This window comes from Pseudarthrobacter sp. HLT1-7 (assembly GCF_059383435.1).
This window is the reverse complement of sequence record NZ_JBWZCH010000017.1, coordinates 14,300-31,619: the sequence shown is the minus strand read 5'-3', so window position 1 is coordinate 31,619 and position 17,320 is coordinate 14,300. Positions and strand designations below refer to the sequence as shown.

General features: G+C 66.8%; 14 protein-coding genes and 2 pseudogenes. 4 read left to right on the top strand and 12 right to left on the bottom strand.

From position 1 onward, the window contains the following. Nucleotides 1–127: 127 nt before the first annotated feature. The 6 genes from metG to AC50X6_RS15090 all read right to left on the bottom strand — a co-directional run bounded on the left by metG (nt 128) and on the right by AC50X6_RS15090 (nt 8,561). Entirely contained in the window at nt 128–1,687 is a 1,560-nt protein-coding gene (metG, locus tag AC50X6_RS15115) for a methionine--tRNA ligase (RefSeq protein WP_494967005.1), read from the bottom strand. A 9-nt stretch (nt 1,688–1,696) separates the two neighbouring features. Then, on the bottom strand, nt 1,697–2,464 hold the full coding sequence (locus AC50X6_RS15110; protein WP_442784752.1) for an ABC transporter ATP-binding protein: 768 nt from the start codon (nt 2,462–2,464) through the stop codon (nt 1,697–1,699). Then, complete coding sequence (locus AC50X6_RS15105) at nt 2,461–5,250, bottom strand: ABC transporter permease (protein WP_494967004.1); 2,790 nt, start codon at nt 5,248–5,250, stop codon at nt 2,461–2,463. Before AC50X6_RS15105 ends, AC50X6_RS15110 begins: the two co-directional genes overlap by 4 nt. A gap of 557 nt (nt 5,251–5,807) precedes the next feature. Next, complete coding sequence (locus tag AC50X6_RS15100; protein ID WP_494967003.1) at nt 5,808–6,611, bottom strand: CPBP family intramembrane glutamic endopeptidase; 804 nt, start codon at nt 6,609–6,611, stop codon at nt 5,808–5,810. Nucleotides 6,612–7,050: 439 nt separating this feature from the next. Beyond that, nucleotides 7,051–7,542 (bottom strand): DUF6326 family protein, encoded by a 492-nt coding sequence (locus tag AC50X6_RS15095; protein WP_494967002.1) that lies wholly within the window; start codon nt 7,540–7,542, stop codon nt 7,051–7,053. 254 nt (nt 7,543–7,796) lie between these two features. Beyond that, nucleotides 7,797–8,561: a hypothetical protein gene (locus AC50X6_RS15090; RefSeq protein WP_494967001.1), complete on the bottom strand. Its 765-nt coding sequence runs from the start codon at nt 8,559–8,561 to the stop codon at nt 7,797–7,799. A gap of 124 nt (nt 8,562–8,685) precedes the next feature. Between AC50X6_RS15090 and AC50X6_RS15085 the strand changes: the two genes are divergently transcribed. Then, nucleotides 8,686–9,360 (top strand): TetR/AcrR family transcriptional regulator, encoded by a 675-nt coding sequence (locus AC50X6_RS15085; RefSeq protein WP_494967000.1) that lies wholly within the window; start codon nt 8,686–8,688, stop codon nt 9,358–9,360. Here AC50X6_RS15085 and AC50X6_RS15080 read toward each other — a convergent pair. Continuing rightward, nucleotides 9,361–9,489 (bottom strand): annotated as a pseudogene (locus AC50X6_RS15080) (ATP-binding cassette domain-containing protein); the annotation flags it as partial. Nucleotides 9,490–9,616: 127 nt separating this feature from the next. On the opposite strand from AC50X6_RS15080, the gene AC50X6_RS15075 reads away from it, so the two are divergent. Both AC50X6_RS15075 and AC50X6_RS15070 read left to right on the top strand, forming a co-directional pair. Continuing rightward, on the top strand, nt 9,617–10,588 hold the full coding sequence (locus AC50X6_RS15075; protein ID WP_494966999.1) for an NAD(P)-dependent alcohol dehydrogenase: 972 nt from the start codon (nt 9,617–9,619) through the stop codon (nt 10,586–10,588). Between the two features lie 127 nt (nt 10,589–10,715). Next, nucleotides 10,716–10,949: a hypothetical protein gene (locus AC50X6_RS15070; protein WP_494966998.1), complete on the top strand. Its 234-nt coding sequence runs from the start codon at nt 10,716–10,718 to the stop codon at nt 10,947–10,949. A gap of 180 nt (nt 10,950–11,129) precedes the next feature. On the opposite strand, the pseudogene AC50X6_RS15065 reads toward AC50X6_RS15070, so the two are convergent. The 5 genes and pseudogenes from AC50X6_RS15065 to AC50X6_RS15045 form a co-directional block, all read right to left on the bottom strand. Then, nucleotides 11,130–11,360, bottom strand: a pseudogene (locus AC50X6_RS15065) (IS1380 family transposase); the annotation flags it as partial. A 374-nt stretch (nt 11,361–11,734) separates the two neighbouring features. Continuing rightward, nucleotides 11,735–13,330, bottom strand: a complete 1,596-nt coding sequence (gene serA, locus AC50X6_RS15060) for a phosphoglycerate dehydrogenase (RefSeq protein ID WP_494966997.1) — start codon at nt 13,328–13,330, stop codon at nt 11,735–11,737. Nucleotides 13,331–13,458: 128 nt separating this feature from the next. Continuing rightward, nucleotides 13,459–14,484 carry a ketol-acid reductoisomerase gene (gene ilvC / locus AC50X6_RS15055; RefSeq protein ID WP_326965536.1) on the bottom strand — a complete coding sequence of 342 codons (1,026 nt, stop codon included), beginning with the start codon at nt 14,482–14,484 and terminating at the stop codon, nt 13,459–13,461. Between the two features lie 75 nt (nt 14,485–14,559). Continuing rightward, entirely contained in the window at nt 14,560–15,075 is a 516-nt protein-coding gene (gene ilvN, locus AC50X6_RS15050) for an acetolactate synthase small subunit (protein ID WP_326965537.1), read from the bottom strand. A gap of 2 nt (nt 15,076–15,077) precedes the next feature. Further along, nucleotides 15,078–16,979, bottom strand: a complete 1,902-nt coding sequence (locus tag AC50X6_RS15045) for an acetolactate synthase large subunit (RefSeq protein ID WP_494966996.1) — start codon at nt 16,977–16,979, stop codon at nt 15,078–15,080. 14 nt (nt 16,980–16,993) lie between these two features. Between AC50X6_RS15045 and AC50X6_RS15040 the strand changes: the two genes are divergently transcribed. After that, nucleotides 16,994–17,245: a hypothetical protein gene (locus AC50X6_RS15040; RefSeq protein ID WP_326965539.1), complete on the top strand. Its 252-nt coding sequence runs from the start codon at nt 16,994–16,996 to the stop codon at nt 17,243–17,245. Nucleotides 17,246–17,320 lie beyond the last annotated feature (75 nt).

The following is a 17,320-nucleotide window of genomic DNA, read 5'->3' as shown; positions in this document are numbered from 1 at the left end:
CACCATTCGAACATGCGCCGGCCCCGTTACCTTCCCAGCCCGCCTAACTCCGCCGAGGTGAGACTTCGCGCCCATGTTTACGCGGCACATGGGCGCGAAGTCTCACCTCGGCGGAGGGGCGAAGCGGTTAGGCCCCGGCGGGCTCCTCGTACTTCGGGAAAACCGGGGCGGGGGCGGGCAGCGAGGTGCCTGCGGCGATCGGCGTCGGGATTGCCGCGAACGTGCGCGCCGCACCCTCGGGCTGGCCCAGAGTGTCCAGAATGGCCGCCGTCGCCGCCGGCATGACCGGCTGGGTGAGGATCGCCACGATGCGTACCACCTCGAGGGTGACGTACAGCACCGTATTCATGCGTTCGACGTCGGTCTTCCGCAGCACCCAGGGTGCCTGCTCGGCGAAGTACGCGTTGGTGTCCCCCAGCACGCCCCAGATCGCCTCGAGCGCCCGGCTGAATTCCTGCTTTTCGAAGGCAGCACGCGCGGTCTCCAGCAGCCCGCCGGCCTGGCCCAGCAGCGCGGTGTCCTCGGCGCTGAAGGCACCCGGAGCGGGAACCAGACCCGCACAGTTCTTGGCCACCATGGACAGGGACCGCTGCGCCAGGTTGCCGAAGTTGTTAGCGAGGTCCGAGTTCATCCGGCCGACGATCGCCTCGTGGTTGTAGTTGCCGTCGGCCCCGAACGGCACCTCCCGGAGCAGGAAGAACCGGACCTGGTCCAGGCCGTACTGGGCCACGAAGTCCGCCGGCGCCACCACGTTGCCCAGTGACTTGGACATTTTGACGCCGTTGTTCTGCAGGAAGCCGTGGATCATCACCCGTTTGGGCAGTTCCAGTCCGGCGCTCATCAGGAAGGCGGGCCAGTAGATGGCATGGAACCGCGAGATGTCCTTGCCGATCACGTGGACGTCGGCCGGCCAGTACTTCTTGAAGGACGCCGATGCCAGGTCCGGGTAGCCAACACCGGTGAGGTAGTTCGTCAGCGCGTCCACCCACACGTACATGACGTGATCAGGGTTGCCGGGCACCGGGACACCCCAGTCGAAGCTGGTGCGGCTGATGGACAGGTCCTCCAGGCCGCCCCTGACGAAGCTCATGACCTCGTTGAAGCGGTACTGCGGCGCCCCGAAATCCGGGTGGGCCGCATACATGGCCAGCAGTTTGTCCTGGTAGGCCGAAAGCCGGAAGAAGTAGCTCTCCTCCGCAGTCCACGTCACCGCGGTGTCCGATTCGCGGGAGTAGCGGACGCCGTCGTCCTTCACCACGGTCTCGTCCTCGACGTAATACGCTTCGTCCCGGACCGAGTACCAGCCCTCGTACTTGGACAGGTAGATATCCCCGTTGGCTTCCATCGTCTTCCAGATGGCCTGCGACGCGGCGTAGTGGTCCGCGTCAGTGGTGCGGATGAACCGGTCATAAGAGATCCCCAGGGCTGCGTGGGCCGCCTGGTAGATTTCCGCGTTGCGGTCCACCAGCTCCTGGGGCGTGACGCCCTCTTGCTCGGCCGTCTGCGCAATCTTCATGCCGTGTTCGTCCGTGCCGGTCAGGAAGAAGACGTCGTACCCGTCGAGCCGCTTGAAGCGGGCCATCGCGTCGGTGGCAATGTACTCGTAGGCGTGGCCGATGTGCGGCACGCCGTTGGGGTATGTGATGGCCGTAGTGATGTAAAACGGGATTTTTTCAGAAGTTCTCACGTGCTAAACCTAAATGAGTTCGGTCAGGGTATCGCTCTGGCGGACTAGTTCGTGGTCATGTGAAGCCACCAGGACGGCGATGCCGTCCGACGTTGTGTCCTTGAGGATGCTGATGATGCGGTTCGCCGATGCCCGGTCCAGGCTGGCGGTGGGTTCGTCGACCACCAGCACGCGGGTGCCGAGGATCAGGGCCCGGGCGATCGCCACACGCTGGCGTTCGCCGCCGGAGAGCTGGGCGGGGCGGTGGCGCATGCGCCGGCCCAGGCCCACCAGGTCCAGGAGGTCCTTGGCCATGTCGCGGCGCTGGTCCACCTCGCCGTCGGGCACGGCGGGCAGCAGGACGTTCTCCAGCGCACTCATCCCGTCGATCAGGGCACCGCCCTGGTCAACGTAGCCGATCAGGGCGCGGCGGCGGTCGGCGATCTCGTCGTCGCCCATGGTCTCGAGCGAATCGCCCTCCCAGAACACCCGGCCCGACGTCGGCAGGGTCAGGCCCGCACCCACGGTCAGGATGCTGGTCTTGCCGGAGCCGGAACGGCCGGCGACGCAGTGCATCTCGCCGGCGTGCAGCGTCAAATTGAAGTCGTCCACCACGTTGACGGCCTCGGCACCGCCCTTGCCGCCGCCGTAGTGGATGGTGATGTTGCTGAGCTCCAGCGGCGTGGCGTGGTCCGTGGCCTTCACGATCGTGTTGGCGCGGGTCTGGTGGGCTCCCCGGCGGGTGCTCTCCGTCATCCGTTCGTGAGCGTCCCGGTCAAGGTTCAGGTCGTTATTCATCGGACCACTTTCGTTGCAATGGGAATCCAGATAAGTACTGCCACGAGTCCGGCGAGGCCGGCCCAGAGTGCGGCGTAGGGGGCAAGGAGGAGGCCGATGCCGAGGGCGCCGAGGACACCGAGGGGCAGCGCGACCGTCCCCACCATGGCGTTTTCGAAGAAGCGGACCTGGCCCAGCATGTCCGGGTTCCAGCCCATGGCCTGCAGCGTGCCGAGGTACTGGCGCTTGGCCTGCAGCTCGAAGCGGCCGGTGACCATGGTCAGCAGCAGCCCGACGGCGACGCCGGACAGGGCCAGGACGATGCTGGGCAGCGCGATGCTGGCGGCAGCCAGCCCGCTGAGCGCGCTCGCGCCGGCGGTCCGGGGAATGTCGATCAGCAGGGCGATCAGTCCGCCTGCCGCTGCCCCGAAGACGCCGACGGCAACGGCCAGGGAGCCGGTGTTGAACTTGTTCGTGCTCAGCTGCCGGTTGGCGAACGTGAGCGGAGAATCGACGGCGATGAGGCGTTCATCGTGCTGCGGTTCCTGGTCCACCACGTCGCGGTGGCGCAGCTGCTGCGCGGCGAAGTAGGCGGCCCCCACGTACAGGGCCAGGACGGACGCCGAAACAATGGCCGTGGCCGCGTTCCAGCTGATCAGGCTCAGCGCGATGCCGGCGACGGCCAGCAGGGCCGCTCCGACGCCGAATTCCGCCAGCACCCAGGAGCGGATCCGGCGCTGGGTCCATCCCATGGCGCGCAGTGTCCCGGCCTCGCTGCGCCGTTTCCGGACGTAGCTGACGGTCGAGGCGCCGGTCAGCAGCGCGGCTCCGCAGAGGGTGAGGAAGAGCAGGGTCAGATTGGTTCCGGTCAGCGAAGCGGACACGGCATTCGCGGCGTCCTGGCGGACCCACGACTGCTGGACGGTGCCCAGCGGCGATTCCTTGCCGGCGTCGTCCTTGGAGTAGCCGGGGACGGCAATACTGGCGTCCTCGCGGGCGGAACCGGCGACGACGGTGGCCTGCAGGCCCATGTCGCGGATCTCATCGGCGAGCTTCTCAACCTCGGGCTGCACCTGCTTCCAGCTGCCGGGCACCTTGGCCCGGACCCGGACGGCGTCGATCGCGGCGGCGTTCTGCTCGTAGCCGCGGGCGGCCGCGAGGCCGTAGTAGTCGGTGATGGCACCGGCGGACTGGCTGGCCAGTCCCGTGGCGCTCAGCGACGGCTTGAGTTCGGTGTCCGGGACGTCCTTGCCGGCCGCGTCCTTCGTCAGGCTGAACGGGGTGGGGTCGTAGCCGCCCAGCGGCAGGCGGTTGACGTCGCCGGCAGCCTCTTTGACCTTGCCGGCGTCGAACGTTCCGTAGACCATGGCCAGCGGCGTGGCAAGCTTCTTGCCGGTCTCCAGGTCCCCGCGGTAGGAGCGCTCGTCGACGGGTTTGCGCTGCGTCTGGTCCACGGGGGCTCCGTTGGCGGCCTTCTCCGGCAGCCGGTTCACGGTCACCCAGTCGCCGGGCGTGGCGGTCTTGTCGACGGCGCCGTTGCCGGCGGTGTCGCCGTCCTTGTACGCGGGGGCGGAGGCGAAGTCGGTGCTCCAGGTGGCGGGGTTGTAGAGGCCCTGGCTGAAGCTGCCCATGTCCCCGAGCAACGCGGACAGGTCCTTGGAGCCGGGCCAGGCGAGGGCGAACGGGGACTTGGAGACGAACGGCAGGTAATCCTTGTCCAGCGAACGGGCGGCGGTGCCCACATCCTTGGTGACGTTCCCGGCCGCGTCGATTTCCTCGATCTTGACCGAGTATTTGAGGTCCATCGAGGTGCCGGAACGGACGATCAGCGGGATGGCCTGCGAGTCGGCGGTCAGCGCCCCGGCGCTCTTCGCCTGCTGGTACTGGCTCATCAGCGGGGCCCAGTACTTGAGTTTGACACCAAGGAAGTCCGGGCCTTCCTTGAGCTGGTCCATGCCGAGGCCTCCCGTGAAGAGGCTTTCGAAGTGGCGTCCGATCGCGGCGGCGTTGCGGGCGTCGGCCGGCGGGGCCTTCTCCAGCGGGGCGAGGAAGTCCCCGGCGGTGCCGAGCAGGGCACGCTCGGAAACGGGGTCGACGGCGACGACGGACTCGGTCACCTGCGGTGCAAGCGGCAGCGATACGGCGAGGTTAAACAGGCTGTGCTCAGAGCCGCCGGCCGGGGCGGGGAACTTGATGCCGGTCTCCCCTGCCGGGCCAGCGATGCGGACGTTCTTGCCGCCGGCCACCTGCTCTTCGATGAGCTTGGCCTTGCCGAGGGAGCCTTCGGCCGTGGTCTTGAACAGGGTCTGCTCGGACTGGCCGTCGGAGCTGACGGCGCTGGCGGTGAGCCGGTACTTCCTGGGGGTCTCGGACAGGACCGATTCGGCGGCCGGCCAGTTGCTCGGATCGGTAGCGCCCGGGTCCCCGGCACTGCCGGCGAGTCCGGCCTTGTAGCCGAGGTAGTCGGTGGCTTCAAGCCGGGGGGCTTCGAGGTTCTGGGTGACACGGGAAACCAGGCTGATCGGGGCCGCCACGGACGTGCCGGTGAGCTTGCGGATGGAGTCCAGCTGCTCGAAGCTGATGCCGCCCTGGCCGCTGGCGATCTCAGGCTGCATCAGCCCGCCGGTTTCGTCGGCTTTGGCCTGGACGAGGACGTCGTAGAGCCCCCGGGAGTTCTGGTCCACGGTCCGGTTCAGGGCCGCCTGCGATTGACCCTGCACGAGGACCGAGAGGCACATGGCCACGATCAAAATGGACGCGGTCAGCAGTAGCACTCTGCTTCTGATGAACCTCTGGACGGCGTTCATTGGGCTCCTGAAAGCTGGATTGCGTGCGCACGCCGCTGTTCAATCCGTAAGAAGTGAAGGCGTCCCCTGCCGGGCGTGCTGCCGGGCGTGCAAAAGTAAAGGCCGGATTGCCGGCCGGATCCGAACATTCGGACGTAGCCATTGTACGCAGACCGGCCGATGGCTCGCGGACGCCGGCGGCGGTCAGGCCGCGGCCGGCGTCCGCGCGCCGGACACGGGGCGTCCGGTTGGCGGACACCGGGCGTCCGGGTAGCGGACGGCGAAGCCAGATTCCACGCCGACGGACCCACCCAACGCCTGACCGGACCCACCCGATGCGACGGGCCGCGACGTTCCTGCTCAGCTACTTCGGCGCCCGGCGCCACAAGCCCGCGAGAACCCGGGCCATGCCCGGGCCGACAGGAGGTGTGACGGCAGGTAACTGGGCAGGAGCGCCTGATCGCGTTCGTCAGGGGACCCGCTATCAGCCGACCCGAGCCTGCGCCACCATCAATCCGACAACTATCGCCCTCGTTTCGCGAGCCTCACGTCTGGTTCCTCCGATCCTGGTCGGAGGACTACGGGGTCAGGAAGAGCATCAGGACGAGAGCGAAGAGGAACACGCTCTGTGCGCTGTGCGCGATGATCCCGATGAGGGCGCTCTGATACCGGCGAGAGGGTAGCGAGAGGATAAACGTGTCGATGAGGGTGATCGGGATCACCCACGGGACGTGGAGGTGGTAGACGGCGAAGAGAACACCGTTGGCGATCCAGTCCCGCGACCCGAAGACGCCCTTCATGCGGGGGAGCAAGTACCCCCGGAAGAGCAGTTCCTCACCCAGCACGGTGTTGAAGACGAAGAAGGCGAGCAGGATGCCCAGCCACAGCCACGAGCCTGAGAGCATCGCCTGCCCGTCGGAGGAGCCGAGGAAGTCACCAAAGTCGCGTCCCGCGGCGGGTGCGATCTCGAACGGAAGGAACTCTTCGAGAGCGAACGCCACGACGACGATCGGGACAACGAGCCACATGTGCCCCCCGCGGCGGCCCGTCTTGGGGTTGCGGGGAGCCCGCAGCCAGAGCACGTCCCGAACGACTGACCACTTCAGAGTTCGCTGTTCCCTGTAGACGAGCATCAGGACCAGCGCGAACTGCCAGACCATGCCCGCAGTCAAGAGCAGGATGAGGGCCTGCGCGGGGGCGACGGGCGAGTTCCCACCGGATGCGAGCAGCGGCGCGATCACCCATGCCAGCACGGCCATCGGCACAGCGGCAGCCGCCCAGACTCCGGACACCCCGGCGAGGGTGAGTTGACGGATCGGATTCTCGGTTGCAACGAGGCCCGGGCTGCGACGGGCTGAGTCACGCTGAGTTGGGGATTTCACGGTTGTGCTTCTTTCCGGTGGCACGACGGCGCCGTCTGTGTCCGTTGTCGTGAGGCGTTCCGACTGCGGCATCCGAAGGTTGGGGCGATGCAGAGTCGATGGATGACCTGCTGAGATCCCTTCACCAGCTCGGCGTGCTGTGCCTCGATCATGACCGGGACCTTCCTGGATGATGGTGGGACTGGCGGATCTGATACAGCGGCACGGCGTGCCCGTCGTGGCGGGTCGGTGAGGCGGACGACGACGTTGCCGCGCTTGGGGTCGGTATCTTCGAGGCGGTGGGCCTGTGTGCGCATCCGATGACCTGACCTGCCGGTAGGGGCCTTGGAAGGCCCCTACCGGCAGGCAGGTCAGTGGTAGTTGGTGTCAAACCGCACGGAGGCCCACACCGCGGCACCGAGGCAGATGGCTCCGAACAGGACGGGGACTGCTCTTGGGTTCACGCTTGCTGCTGGGCGCGATCGGCCTCACGGCTGGTCGGCATGATCGCCGACAGTGCGGTGCGGGGCCAGGTCCAGGCAGAGCGCAGGATGAAGGCCAGGATCAGCACCTCGACTCCGATGGTGAGGCCGTAGTAGAAGGCCCAGTCCCAGGACGCCCCTGCCGCGTTGAACACCATGATGGGGATGTACAGCGATCCCACGACGAGGTTCGTGGCGCGGTTCACCCGGGCGGGCAGCGTCATGGATAGCAGCACCATCAGGGTCGGGATAGCGATGATCACGAAGAAAATGGACATCAAAGTTGCGCTGATGTCGAACGCAAAGATGACGCCGCCCCGGATTTCGTCGATTTCGCCGGGCTGGTAGAGGTGGAAGTAGTCGATGTAGATGACGAGGAACATGAGGCTGGTCCAGGCGGCGGCAAGCTTGGCCTGCACGGGGATCGGAGGGTTGTCGAGCAGTTTCGGGGTGTTCGTTCGGATGGTCATCGGTTCTTCTTTCGAGAGGAGTGGTCCGTCCGCCGGAGTGGCGGCAGGTCTGGGCGTGCATTCGCACGGGTTGGGTCGTTCTCGTCGGTCCGGTCGTCAGACGGTGATCACGACCTTCCCTCGGGTGCTGCCGAGACGACGCCCACTACCGCTCCCTCGAGCCCGAGCGCGGCATCGGCGATCGCACCCCCGCCGCACCCCGACGAACGACCCAAGCGTTGCGGCGAACGCGGCTGCCTTGATTTCGGTTCCCATCATTCCTCCTTGTCGTAGGTCGATGCGTTGTCAGGACGGTGGGCTGTTCGAGCGCGCACCAGCCGTACGCCGGTCACAAGCAGCCACACGAGCCAGGCGGCGAGGCCGGCCAGCCCCACCCCCAACGGGAGCGCCGAGCCGTCCGCGATCGCGAGGCTGGCCGCCCCGGCGGCGAGCAGCAGGCCTCCCCCGGCCACGCCGAGCAGACGCTGCCACGGCGGCGTCAGCCGGCTCGTATGCGCCGCCAGCGCAGCGCCGATGAAGGTGGTGCCGAGCGCCGGCAGCGCCAGCGCGTACGCTGCTGCATGCAGCTGCCAGGCGAGCTCGAATGTCGGGCTCGGCTCGGCGAGCTCGCCGGCGGACAGCACGGTTCCGATCCACAGAACGCTGTAGATTGCGAAGACCGCCGAGAGAGCCGCTCCCGCGGCCACGGCGAGGCGCGACCAGTCCGCGCCCGCACCCCCGCGACGCCCAACGAGCCCGTGGAGACCAGTCACGAACCCGAGCAGCAGCGGCAGGTGCAGCGCCTCCTGGCCGACCGCGATCGCGACCACGACCCGGTTCTGCTGGTGCCAGGCGAGCACCTCCTCGATCGGGTCCCCGTAGGCGGGAGGCCCGGTCGCGGCGAACATCGCGTTCTGGATCGCCATCGACGCTGCGAGCGCGATCGCCGTCGCACCAACAATCCGCATCGTCGCCGCACCGGCCGGACTCGCCTCCGACACCGGGCGTGCTCCGGCATTAGATCGCTGTTCGATTCCCACAGAAGCCTCCTCACGTCCGAGCCGCGACTCTCGCTGGCCCGTACACCGTACGTCGTACGCTGTACGGTATACTGTGCTCGTACGCTGTACGATTGTCAAGGGGTTCGAGAAAGCGAGGAGACCCATGTCTGCGAGGGAACAACGCCAGGTCGCGTCAAACGCGGGGCTGAGCAAGCAGCGGGTGGTGGTCGAGGCGGTCCGGCTCGCCGACCGCGAGGGGGTCGACGGGCTGAGCATGCGCCGGCTGGCTGGCGCGCTCGGCGCGGGCGCGATGTCGCTCTACCACTACGTGGCGAGCAAGGAGGAGTTGCTGGACGCCATGATCGACATCGTGTTCGAGGAGATCGAGCTCCCACCCGAAGAGACCGACTGGCAGTCGGCGATGCGACGGCGGGCGGTATCCGCCCGACAGGTTCTCGCACGCCACCGGTGGGCGATCGGCCTGCTGGAGTCGCGGACATCGCCGGGGCCCGCGAACCTCCGCCACCACGAAGCGGTCACCGCCTGCCTGCGGAGGGCTGGCTTCCCGGTCTTGATGGCGACGCACGCCAACTGGTTGCTCGACAGCTATGTCTACGGGTTCGCCCTACAGGAAGCCAGCCTGCCGTTCGACACCGCCGATGAGCTCGCGGACATGGCCGAGAACGTCTTCCTGCCCCAGCTTCCTCCTGACGAGTTCCCCTACCTCAACGAGTCCGCCGCGGCGCTCGTTGCTGCCGGCTTCGACCCGGCGGAGCAGTTCATCTTCGGCCTCGACCTCGTCCTAGCCGCCCTCGAGCCCCTGAGAGCCTCCGCATAGCAACAGGGCGCCGACCTCCCGCTGCGGGGAACGGTGCTGCCCGTAGGGCCAGCCGTTGACCGTGACGGTGCCCGACGTCGGCCGGTCCAGCCCCATGATCAAGGGCATCGTCGTGGACTTGCCCGCACCGAGTTCGATGTCGGTCTCGACCTCATCCTCGATGGCTTTCAACAACGCCTCACGCAAGCCTCTTGAATTCTTACGAGCGTAAGGCTACTCTCGTCGAAGAGCGATTCACAGCCATAGAGGAGGTTCCATGAGAGCAGCATCTGTCGAGCGGTACGGCCCGCCGGAGCACGTCGTTGTATCCGACACGCCGATGCCCGAGCTCCGCCGTGGAGAGGTGTTGGTCCGCGTCGAGGCCACTGCGGTCACTGCGGCCGATGCGCGCCTGCGAGCTGGCCGCTTCCCGAAGGGGTTCGCCCTGCTCGCGCGTCTCGGCGTCGGCATCCGTGGCCCGAGAGCCCGAGTGCTGGGCAGTACGCTCTCGGGCCGCGTCGAGCGGGTCGCGCCGGATGTCACGCGGTTCCTGCCGGGAGACGAGGTCGCTGGAATGACTGGCTTGAGGATGGGTGCGCACGCCGAGTACGTGACCGTCTCGGCGAGCGCGCTCGTGCGCAAGCCCGTCGAGGTGCAGAACGCGGATGCCGCAGGGGTGCTCTTCGGGGGCACGACGGCGTTGTGGTTCCTCCGCGACCGCGCAGGGGTGAAGGCCGGAATGCGGGTGCTCGTCAACGGAGCGTCCGGCGCGGTCGGGACGAGCGCGGTGCAGCTCGCCAAGCACCTTGGCGCCACAGTGACGGCGGTCACCAGCTCACGGAACCGGGATCTTGTGGTTCGTCTGGGGGCGGACCGGGTGGTCGACTATGCCGAGACCCCCGTTGCGACACTCGACGACCGTTTCGACGTCGTCTTCGACGCGGTCGGGAACGTCTCCCGGGCAGGAGGCCTGCGCCTTCTCGTGCCGACCGGATCGCTCATCCTGGCGGTCGCGGACCTGCTCGACACGGTCCGCGCCCGCGGGCGTGTGCTCGCGGGCCCCGCACCTCAGCGGGGCGAGGACTTTGCGTTCCTCCTCGATCTCGTTGCCAGCGGAGACCTAGATCCGGTCACCGAGGTCGTCGGCGGACTGGAATCCGTGCGAGAGGCACATCGACGCATCGACACGGGCCGGAAGGTCGGGAACCTCGTGATCCTCCCACACACGGGAGACGACGCCGCGCGATGATGATGGAGTGGGAGCGGATCGTGCCCGCGGGCGGCTGGGTCAGCCTGATGCTCGGCGACGTGCTCAGGATCTTCGCCGGCCAAGTCGAGCCGGAACGTCTGGGCGGACGCCATGCGCCCGACTGGATGTGGACACTCAGCGCCGTGATAATGATCGTGCCAATCGCCATAATCATGACCTCTCTGCTCGTACCAGCAGAGCCCACCGCTGGATCACGATCGCCGTCTCGATCGCGCTCGTCGTCTTCAACCTTGCGGGCCTGCCATACCGGGGGTTCTTCGACAACATGCTGATCGTCCTGAGCTTCAGCATGAACGTCCTCGTCGTCTGGATCGCCTGGGCATGGAACACGAGCCCATGACCTCAGCCAGCCCGCCAGCTCAGTGCTAGCGAGCCTCACTTCACGAGCCCGCGTTAGCTGCAACCGCTGCGCCCGCAAGTCGGTCTTTCACCGCGACGACTCGCAGTACCGCTGAGGGATCCGCCTGCGGGGCGATTCGTACTTGTTGCCGTAGGTCTCGCGGATCGGGTGGGTGTCGTAGGGGTGGAACCCGTACCCGCGTTTGACTGTCGGTCGGGCGTCTTCTTTCTCCGAGTGCGCGGTGATCAGCGTGGCGTCCAGATCGATGACCATCGGGGTGTCCGGCGTCGCCACCGCGGTGGGGGCATCGGCACCGGAGAGCGCCCACGCGCGTGTCCTCGCTGCGTGACGGGCCGTGTTGATCGCGGTGGTCGCGGTGATCGCGAGGTCCGCGTCCGCAGCCAACAATCTGACACCCTCGCGACACCGTCGGATCTGAGCCGATGCGACGGGCCGCGACGTTCCTGCCCAGTTACTTCGGCGCCCGGCGTCACAAGCCCGCGGGAACCCGGGCCATTCCCGGGCCGAAAGGAGGTGTGACGGCAGGTAACCGGGCAGGAGCGCCGCCAACCGCCATCTGCGCCCGGCCAGGCCAACGAAAAAACCCACCGGATGCGGCGTACCCACGGGACATGACCCGCTGGGCTGGACATGCCCCGCGCCGGAGCCAGCGGGTGGACAAAGTCCCGTTATGTCCTGTCACGGGGGCAAAGAATGGGCATGTCCCCCGGTGCTAAAACGTCCTGGCGCTGCCTGAACCTCTGACGAACCAAGGAAAATGCTCGCTAGTCCTCGAGATCCACCTCGCGTACCATGTCAGCGCCGATTCCGGTCTTGATGGCGTCCAGGACCTGCTGCGGAACCGCGCTGTCGATGGTCAGCAGGGCGAGCACCTGGCCGCCCTCCGTCTGGCGGGCCACCTGCATGCCGGCGATGTTGATGTTGTTCATGCCGAGGATGTGGCCGATGGTGCCGATCACGCCGGGGCGGTCCGAGTAGGCAACCACAACGAGGTGTTCGCTGATGGGGATCTCCACCTCGAAGCCGTTGATTCCCACCAGCTTCTGGACCTGCTTGGGTCCCGTCAGGGTGCCGGCCACCGAAATCTGGCTGCCGTCGCTAAGGGCGCCGCGCAGGGTCAGGACGTTGCGGTAGGACTCCGTGTCCGGCGTCGTGATCAGGCGGACGTTGATGCCGCGCTGTTCGGCGATCACCGGGGCATTGACGTAGGAGACCTGCTCGGTCACGATGTCGGCGAAGATGCCCTTGAGCGCCGCCAGCTCCAGCACCTTGACGTCGAGGGAGGAGATTTCGCCGGCCACCTCGACGTCGAACTGGGTGAGCGAGGCGTGGGTCATGGCGGTGAAGATGCGGCCCAGCTTCTCCATCAGCGGGATGCCCGGGCGGACGTCCGGGGCGATGACGCCGCCGGCAACGTTGACGGCGTCGGGCACCAGCTCGCCGGCCAGGGCCAGTCGGACGGATTTGGCAACGGAGACGCCGGCCTTTTCCTGCGCCTCGTCGGTGGAGGCGCCCAGGTGCGGGGTCACCACCACGTTGTCGAGCTTGAAGAACGGCAGGTCGGTGCTGGGTTCCGCCACGAAGACGTCGATGCCTGCGCCGGCGATTTCACCGGACTCCAGCGCCGCGTAGAGGGCTTCCTCGTCCACCAGGCCGCCGCGGGCGACGTTGACGACGTACGCGGTGCTCTTCATCTTCTTGAAGGACTCCGCGCCGAGCATGCCGACGGTCTCGGGCGTCTTGGGCATGTGGATGGTGATGAAGTCCGACTGTGCGAGGAGCTCGTCGAGGGTCACCAGCTGCACGCCGAGCTGCGCGGCCCGGGCCGAGGTGATGTAGGGGTCGTAGGCGAGGATCCTGGTGTCGAAGCCCTTAAGGCGGGCCGCTACGAGGGCGCCGATCCGGCCGAGGCCGATGATGCCGATTTTCTTCTCGAACAGTTCGATGCCGGTGTACTTGGAGCGCTTCCACTCGCCGTCCTTGAGCGCGGCGGACGCCTGCGGGATGTGGCGGGCGAGGCTCAGGATGTGGCCAACCGTGAGTTCTGCGGCGGAGACGATGTTGGAGGTGGGCGCGTTGACCACCATAACGCCGGCCCGGGTGGCGGCTTTGATGTCGACGTTGTCGAGGCCGACGCCGGCGCGGGCGATCACCTTGAGGTTCTTCGCGGCGGCAATCGCCTCGGCGTCCAGCCGCGTGGCGGAGCGGACCAGGATCGCGTCGACGTCGGCGATCGCGGAGAGCAGCTGGGAACGGTCGGCGCCGTCGGTCTGGCGGATTTCAAAGTCCGGGCCCAAGGCCTCGATCGTGGCGGGCGAAAGTTCCTCAGCGAGGAGTACTACAGGTTTGGTGCTAGTCACCGGTGACCTCTTTAGCTCTCTTGTATCTCAGGTACGGATTGTTGCGCAGCGGCTGCAGTGCGGGTGGTGCAGAAAAGCAGGGAAGCCGGACCCCAGGGTTGGTGTCCGGCTTCCCTGCCGGTCAGTGCCTAGCGGGCTACTGAGCCTTCGGTGTAGTCGTCTTCGTTCTTGATCCAGGAGAACAGCTTGCGCAGTTCGCGACCGGTCGCCTCGATCGGGTGGTCCTCGCCCTTCTGGCGCAGGGCCTTGAACTCGGGGGCTCCGGCGTCCTGGTCGTCGATGAAGCGCTTGGCGAAGGTGCCGTCCTGGATGTCCGCCAGGACCGCCTTCATGTTTTCCTTCACGTCCGGGGTGATGACCCGCGGGCCGGAAACGTAGTCGCCGTATTCTGCGGTATCCGAGACGCTCCAGCGCTGCTTGGCGATGCCGCCTTCAACCATCAGATCCACGATCAGCTTGAGCTCGTGCAGGACCTCGAAGTAGGCCACCTCGGGCTTGTAGCCGGCTTCGGTGAGGACCTCGAAGCCGTACTGGACCAGCTGCGAGGCGCCGCCGCAGAGGACAGCCTGCTCGCCGAACAGGTCGGTTTCGGTCTCTTCGGTGAACGTGGTCTCGATGACGCCCGCGCGGGTGCCGCCGATGGCCTTGGCGTAGGACAGGGCCAGTTCCCTGGCCTTGCCGGACGGGTTCTGCTCGACGGCGATCAGGTCCGGCACGCCGCGGCCGGCCTCGAACTCGCGGCGGACGATGTGGCCCGGGCCCTTGGGGGCAACAAGGGCGACGTCGACGTCGGCCGGGGCCTTGATGTAGCCGTAGCGGATGTTGAAGCCGTGGCCGAAGAACAGGGCGTCGCCCGGCTGCAGATTCGGGGCGATGTCCTCGGCGTAGACGTGGCGCTGGACCTGGTCCGGGGTGAGGACCATGATGAGGTCGGCTTCGGCTACGGCCTCGGCGACGTTCAGCACGCGAAGGCCCTCGGCCTCGGCCTTGGCGCGGGACGTGGAGCCTTCCTTCAGGCCGACGCGGACGTCAACACCGGAATCGCGCAGGCTGAGGGCGTGGGCGTGGCCCTGGGAGCCGTAACCGATGACGGCGACGGTACGGCCCTGGATGATCGACAGGTCGGCGTCGTCGTCGTAGAACATTTCAGTCACTGGGGTGTCTCCTTTGAGTGGATTCTTGTGGTGCGTATCGGGAAAAACTGGTGGTGGTGCTGCCTAGGCTGTCCTTTACGCGGAGCGTAGGGCCCTGTCGCTCATGGAGCGGGATCCCCGGCCCACGGCCAGGGTGCCGGACTGCACGATTTCGCGGACGCCGAAAGGCTCCAGCACAGAGAGCAGGGCCGAGAGCTTTTCGGGGTGGCCCGTGGCCTCGATGACCACCGATTCGGTGGAGACGTCCACCACGGCAGCGCGGAACAGGTCTGCAGCCTGGGTAACCTGCAGCCGGTTTGCGGCGTCCGCACGGACCTTGACCAGGATGTGGTCGCGCTGTACGGAGGATTCGGGGGTGAGCTCGACGATCTTGATCACGTTGACCAGCTTGTTCAGCTGCTTGGTGATCTGTTCGACCAGCACACCGTCGGCGTCGACGACGACGGTCATCCGGGACATGCCCGGAACTTCCGTAGGGCCGACGGCCAGGGAGTGGATGTTGAAGGCGCGGCGGGCGAAGAGGCTGGCCACGCGGGTCAGCACACCGGGCTTGTCTTCGACCAGAACGGACAGTGTGTGGCGGGTAGTCATGTTCAGTCCTCTTCTTCCCAGTCCGGGGTCATGTTGCGGGCAACCTGGATCTGGTCGTTGCTGACTCCGGCGGGGACCATCGGCCACACCATGGAGTTGGGGCTGACGACGAAATCAACCACCACGGGGCGGTCGTTGATCGCCAGCGCCTTTTGGATGGTGGCGTCGATGTCCTCGTCGCGCTCGCAGCGGAACGACGCGCAGCCGTAGGCGTCCGCCAGCTTGACGAAGTCCGGGATGCGGACGGTGTCGTGGCCGGTGTTGAGGTCGGTGTTGGAGTAGCGGCCCTCGTAGAACAGGGTCTGCCACTGGCGCACCATGCCGAGGGAGGAGTTATTGATGATGGCCACCTTGATCGGGATCTTGTTGATGGCGCAGGTGGCCAGTTCCTGGTTGGTCATCTGGAAGCAGCCGTCGCCGTCGATTGCCCAGACCACCCGGCCCGGCTCGCCCACTTTGGCGCCCATGGCCGCCGGCACGGCGTAGCCCATGGTGCCGGCCCCGCCGGAGTTCAGCCAGGCGTGCGGGCGTTCGTATTTGATGAACTGCGAGGCCCACATCTGGTGCTGTCCCACGCCGGCGACGTACACGCCCTCGGGGCCGGTGAGGGCCCCGATACGTTCGATCACCCGCTGCGGGGCAACCAGGCCGTCCTCCGGTTCGGTCCAGCCGAGCGGGTAGGTCTCCTTGAGGTTGTTCAGGAACACCCACCAGTTGCTCAGGTCCGGGGCGCCGGTGGCCGCGAACTGCGCCCGCAGGGCCTCGCTCAGTTCCGGGATGATCTCCTTGACCGAGCCGACGATCGGGACGTCGGCCGTGCGGTTCTTGGAGATTTCCGCCGGGTCGATGTCCGCGTGGATGACCTTGGCGTTTGGGGCGAAGGACTTCAGGATGCCCGTCACCCGGTCATCGAAGCGCGCGCCGAGGGTGATAAGCAGGTCGGACTGCTGGAGCGCGGTCACGGCGGACACGGTGCCGTGCATGCCGGGCATGCCGACGTGCTGCGGGTGCGAGTCCGGGAAAACGCCGCGGGCCATCAGGGTGGTGACCACGGGGGCGCCGGAGAGCTCGGCGAGTTCCAGCAGTTCCGCCGAGGCATGGGCCTTGACCACGCCGCCGCCCACGTAGAGCACGGGCTTGCTGGCCGCCGCGATGAGCCGGGCGGCTTCGCGCAGCTGCTTGTTGTGGCCGCGGAGCACGGGGTGGTAGCCGGGCAGATCGATCTTGGGCGGCCAGGAGAAGGTCATCTGTCCCTGCTGGGCGTCCTTGGCGACGTCCACCAGCACGGGGCCCGGCCGGCCCGTCGAGGCGAGGTGGAAGGCCTCGGCCATAACGTGCGGGATCTCGTTCGGGTCCGTGACGAGGAAGGAGTGCTTGGTGATCGGCATGGTGATGCCGACGATGTCCGCCTCCTGGAAGGCATCGGTGCCGATGACGGCGCTGGCGACCTGTCCGGTGATGGCCACCATCGGCACGGAGTCCATGTGGGCATCCATGATGGCGGTCACCAGGTTGGTGGCGCCGGGGCCCGAGGTGGCGATGCAGACGCCAACCCGTCCGGTGACCATGGCGTAGCCTTGCGCGGCGTGGCCGGCGCCCTGTTCGTGACGGACCAGAATGTGGTTCATTCGGGAGGCCATCAGGGGGTCATAGGTAGGCAGGATCGCACCACCGGGCAAACCAAAAATATCGTCCACGCCGAGTTCCTCGAGCGAGCGGACAATTGCTTGTGAGCCGGTCATCGCTGTCGGGGGTACGACGTTGTTCGGCCCGGGGACAAGGGAGACGGCGGCAGCAGTGTCGACGCCGGCGGCAGCCGGACGCTCGGCGCGTTCCGGAGCCTTGGTGGCTCCAGCGGACTTCGTGGCCATCAGCGCGGGGCTGATCGGCGATCCTTTGCTCATCGGACTCTTCCTTTGTGGATCTGGTAATCGTGGAACTGCAGAGGTGGATCTTCAGTGATCTTGGAACTGCGGTGAAGGCGCTGTGCTGGTGCGTGGTGCTGGCTGTGTTGCGGGAAACAAAAAAACCCCTCAGCCTGACGGCTCTTCGAGGGGTTGCGCGTGACGGTTCGTTACCGGCCGGGCTAGTGAGCCACGCGCTTGGTAAGTACGACGACGACGCCGGTGGTAACGAATGCGATCATGCATTCAGTTTTCCCTCTGAGTGAGACGAGTGTCAACGAGCACGGCTCTCGTCTCACGATCTGGACTTCATTGTCCACCTGTTGGTCCCCAAGCTGACC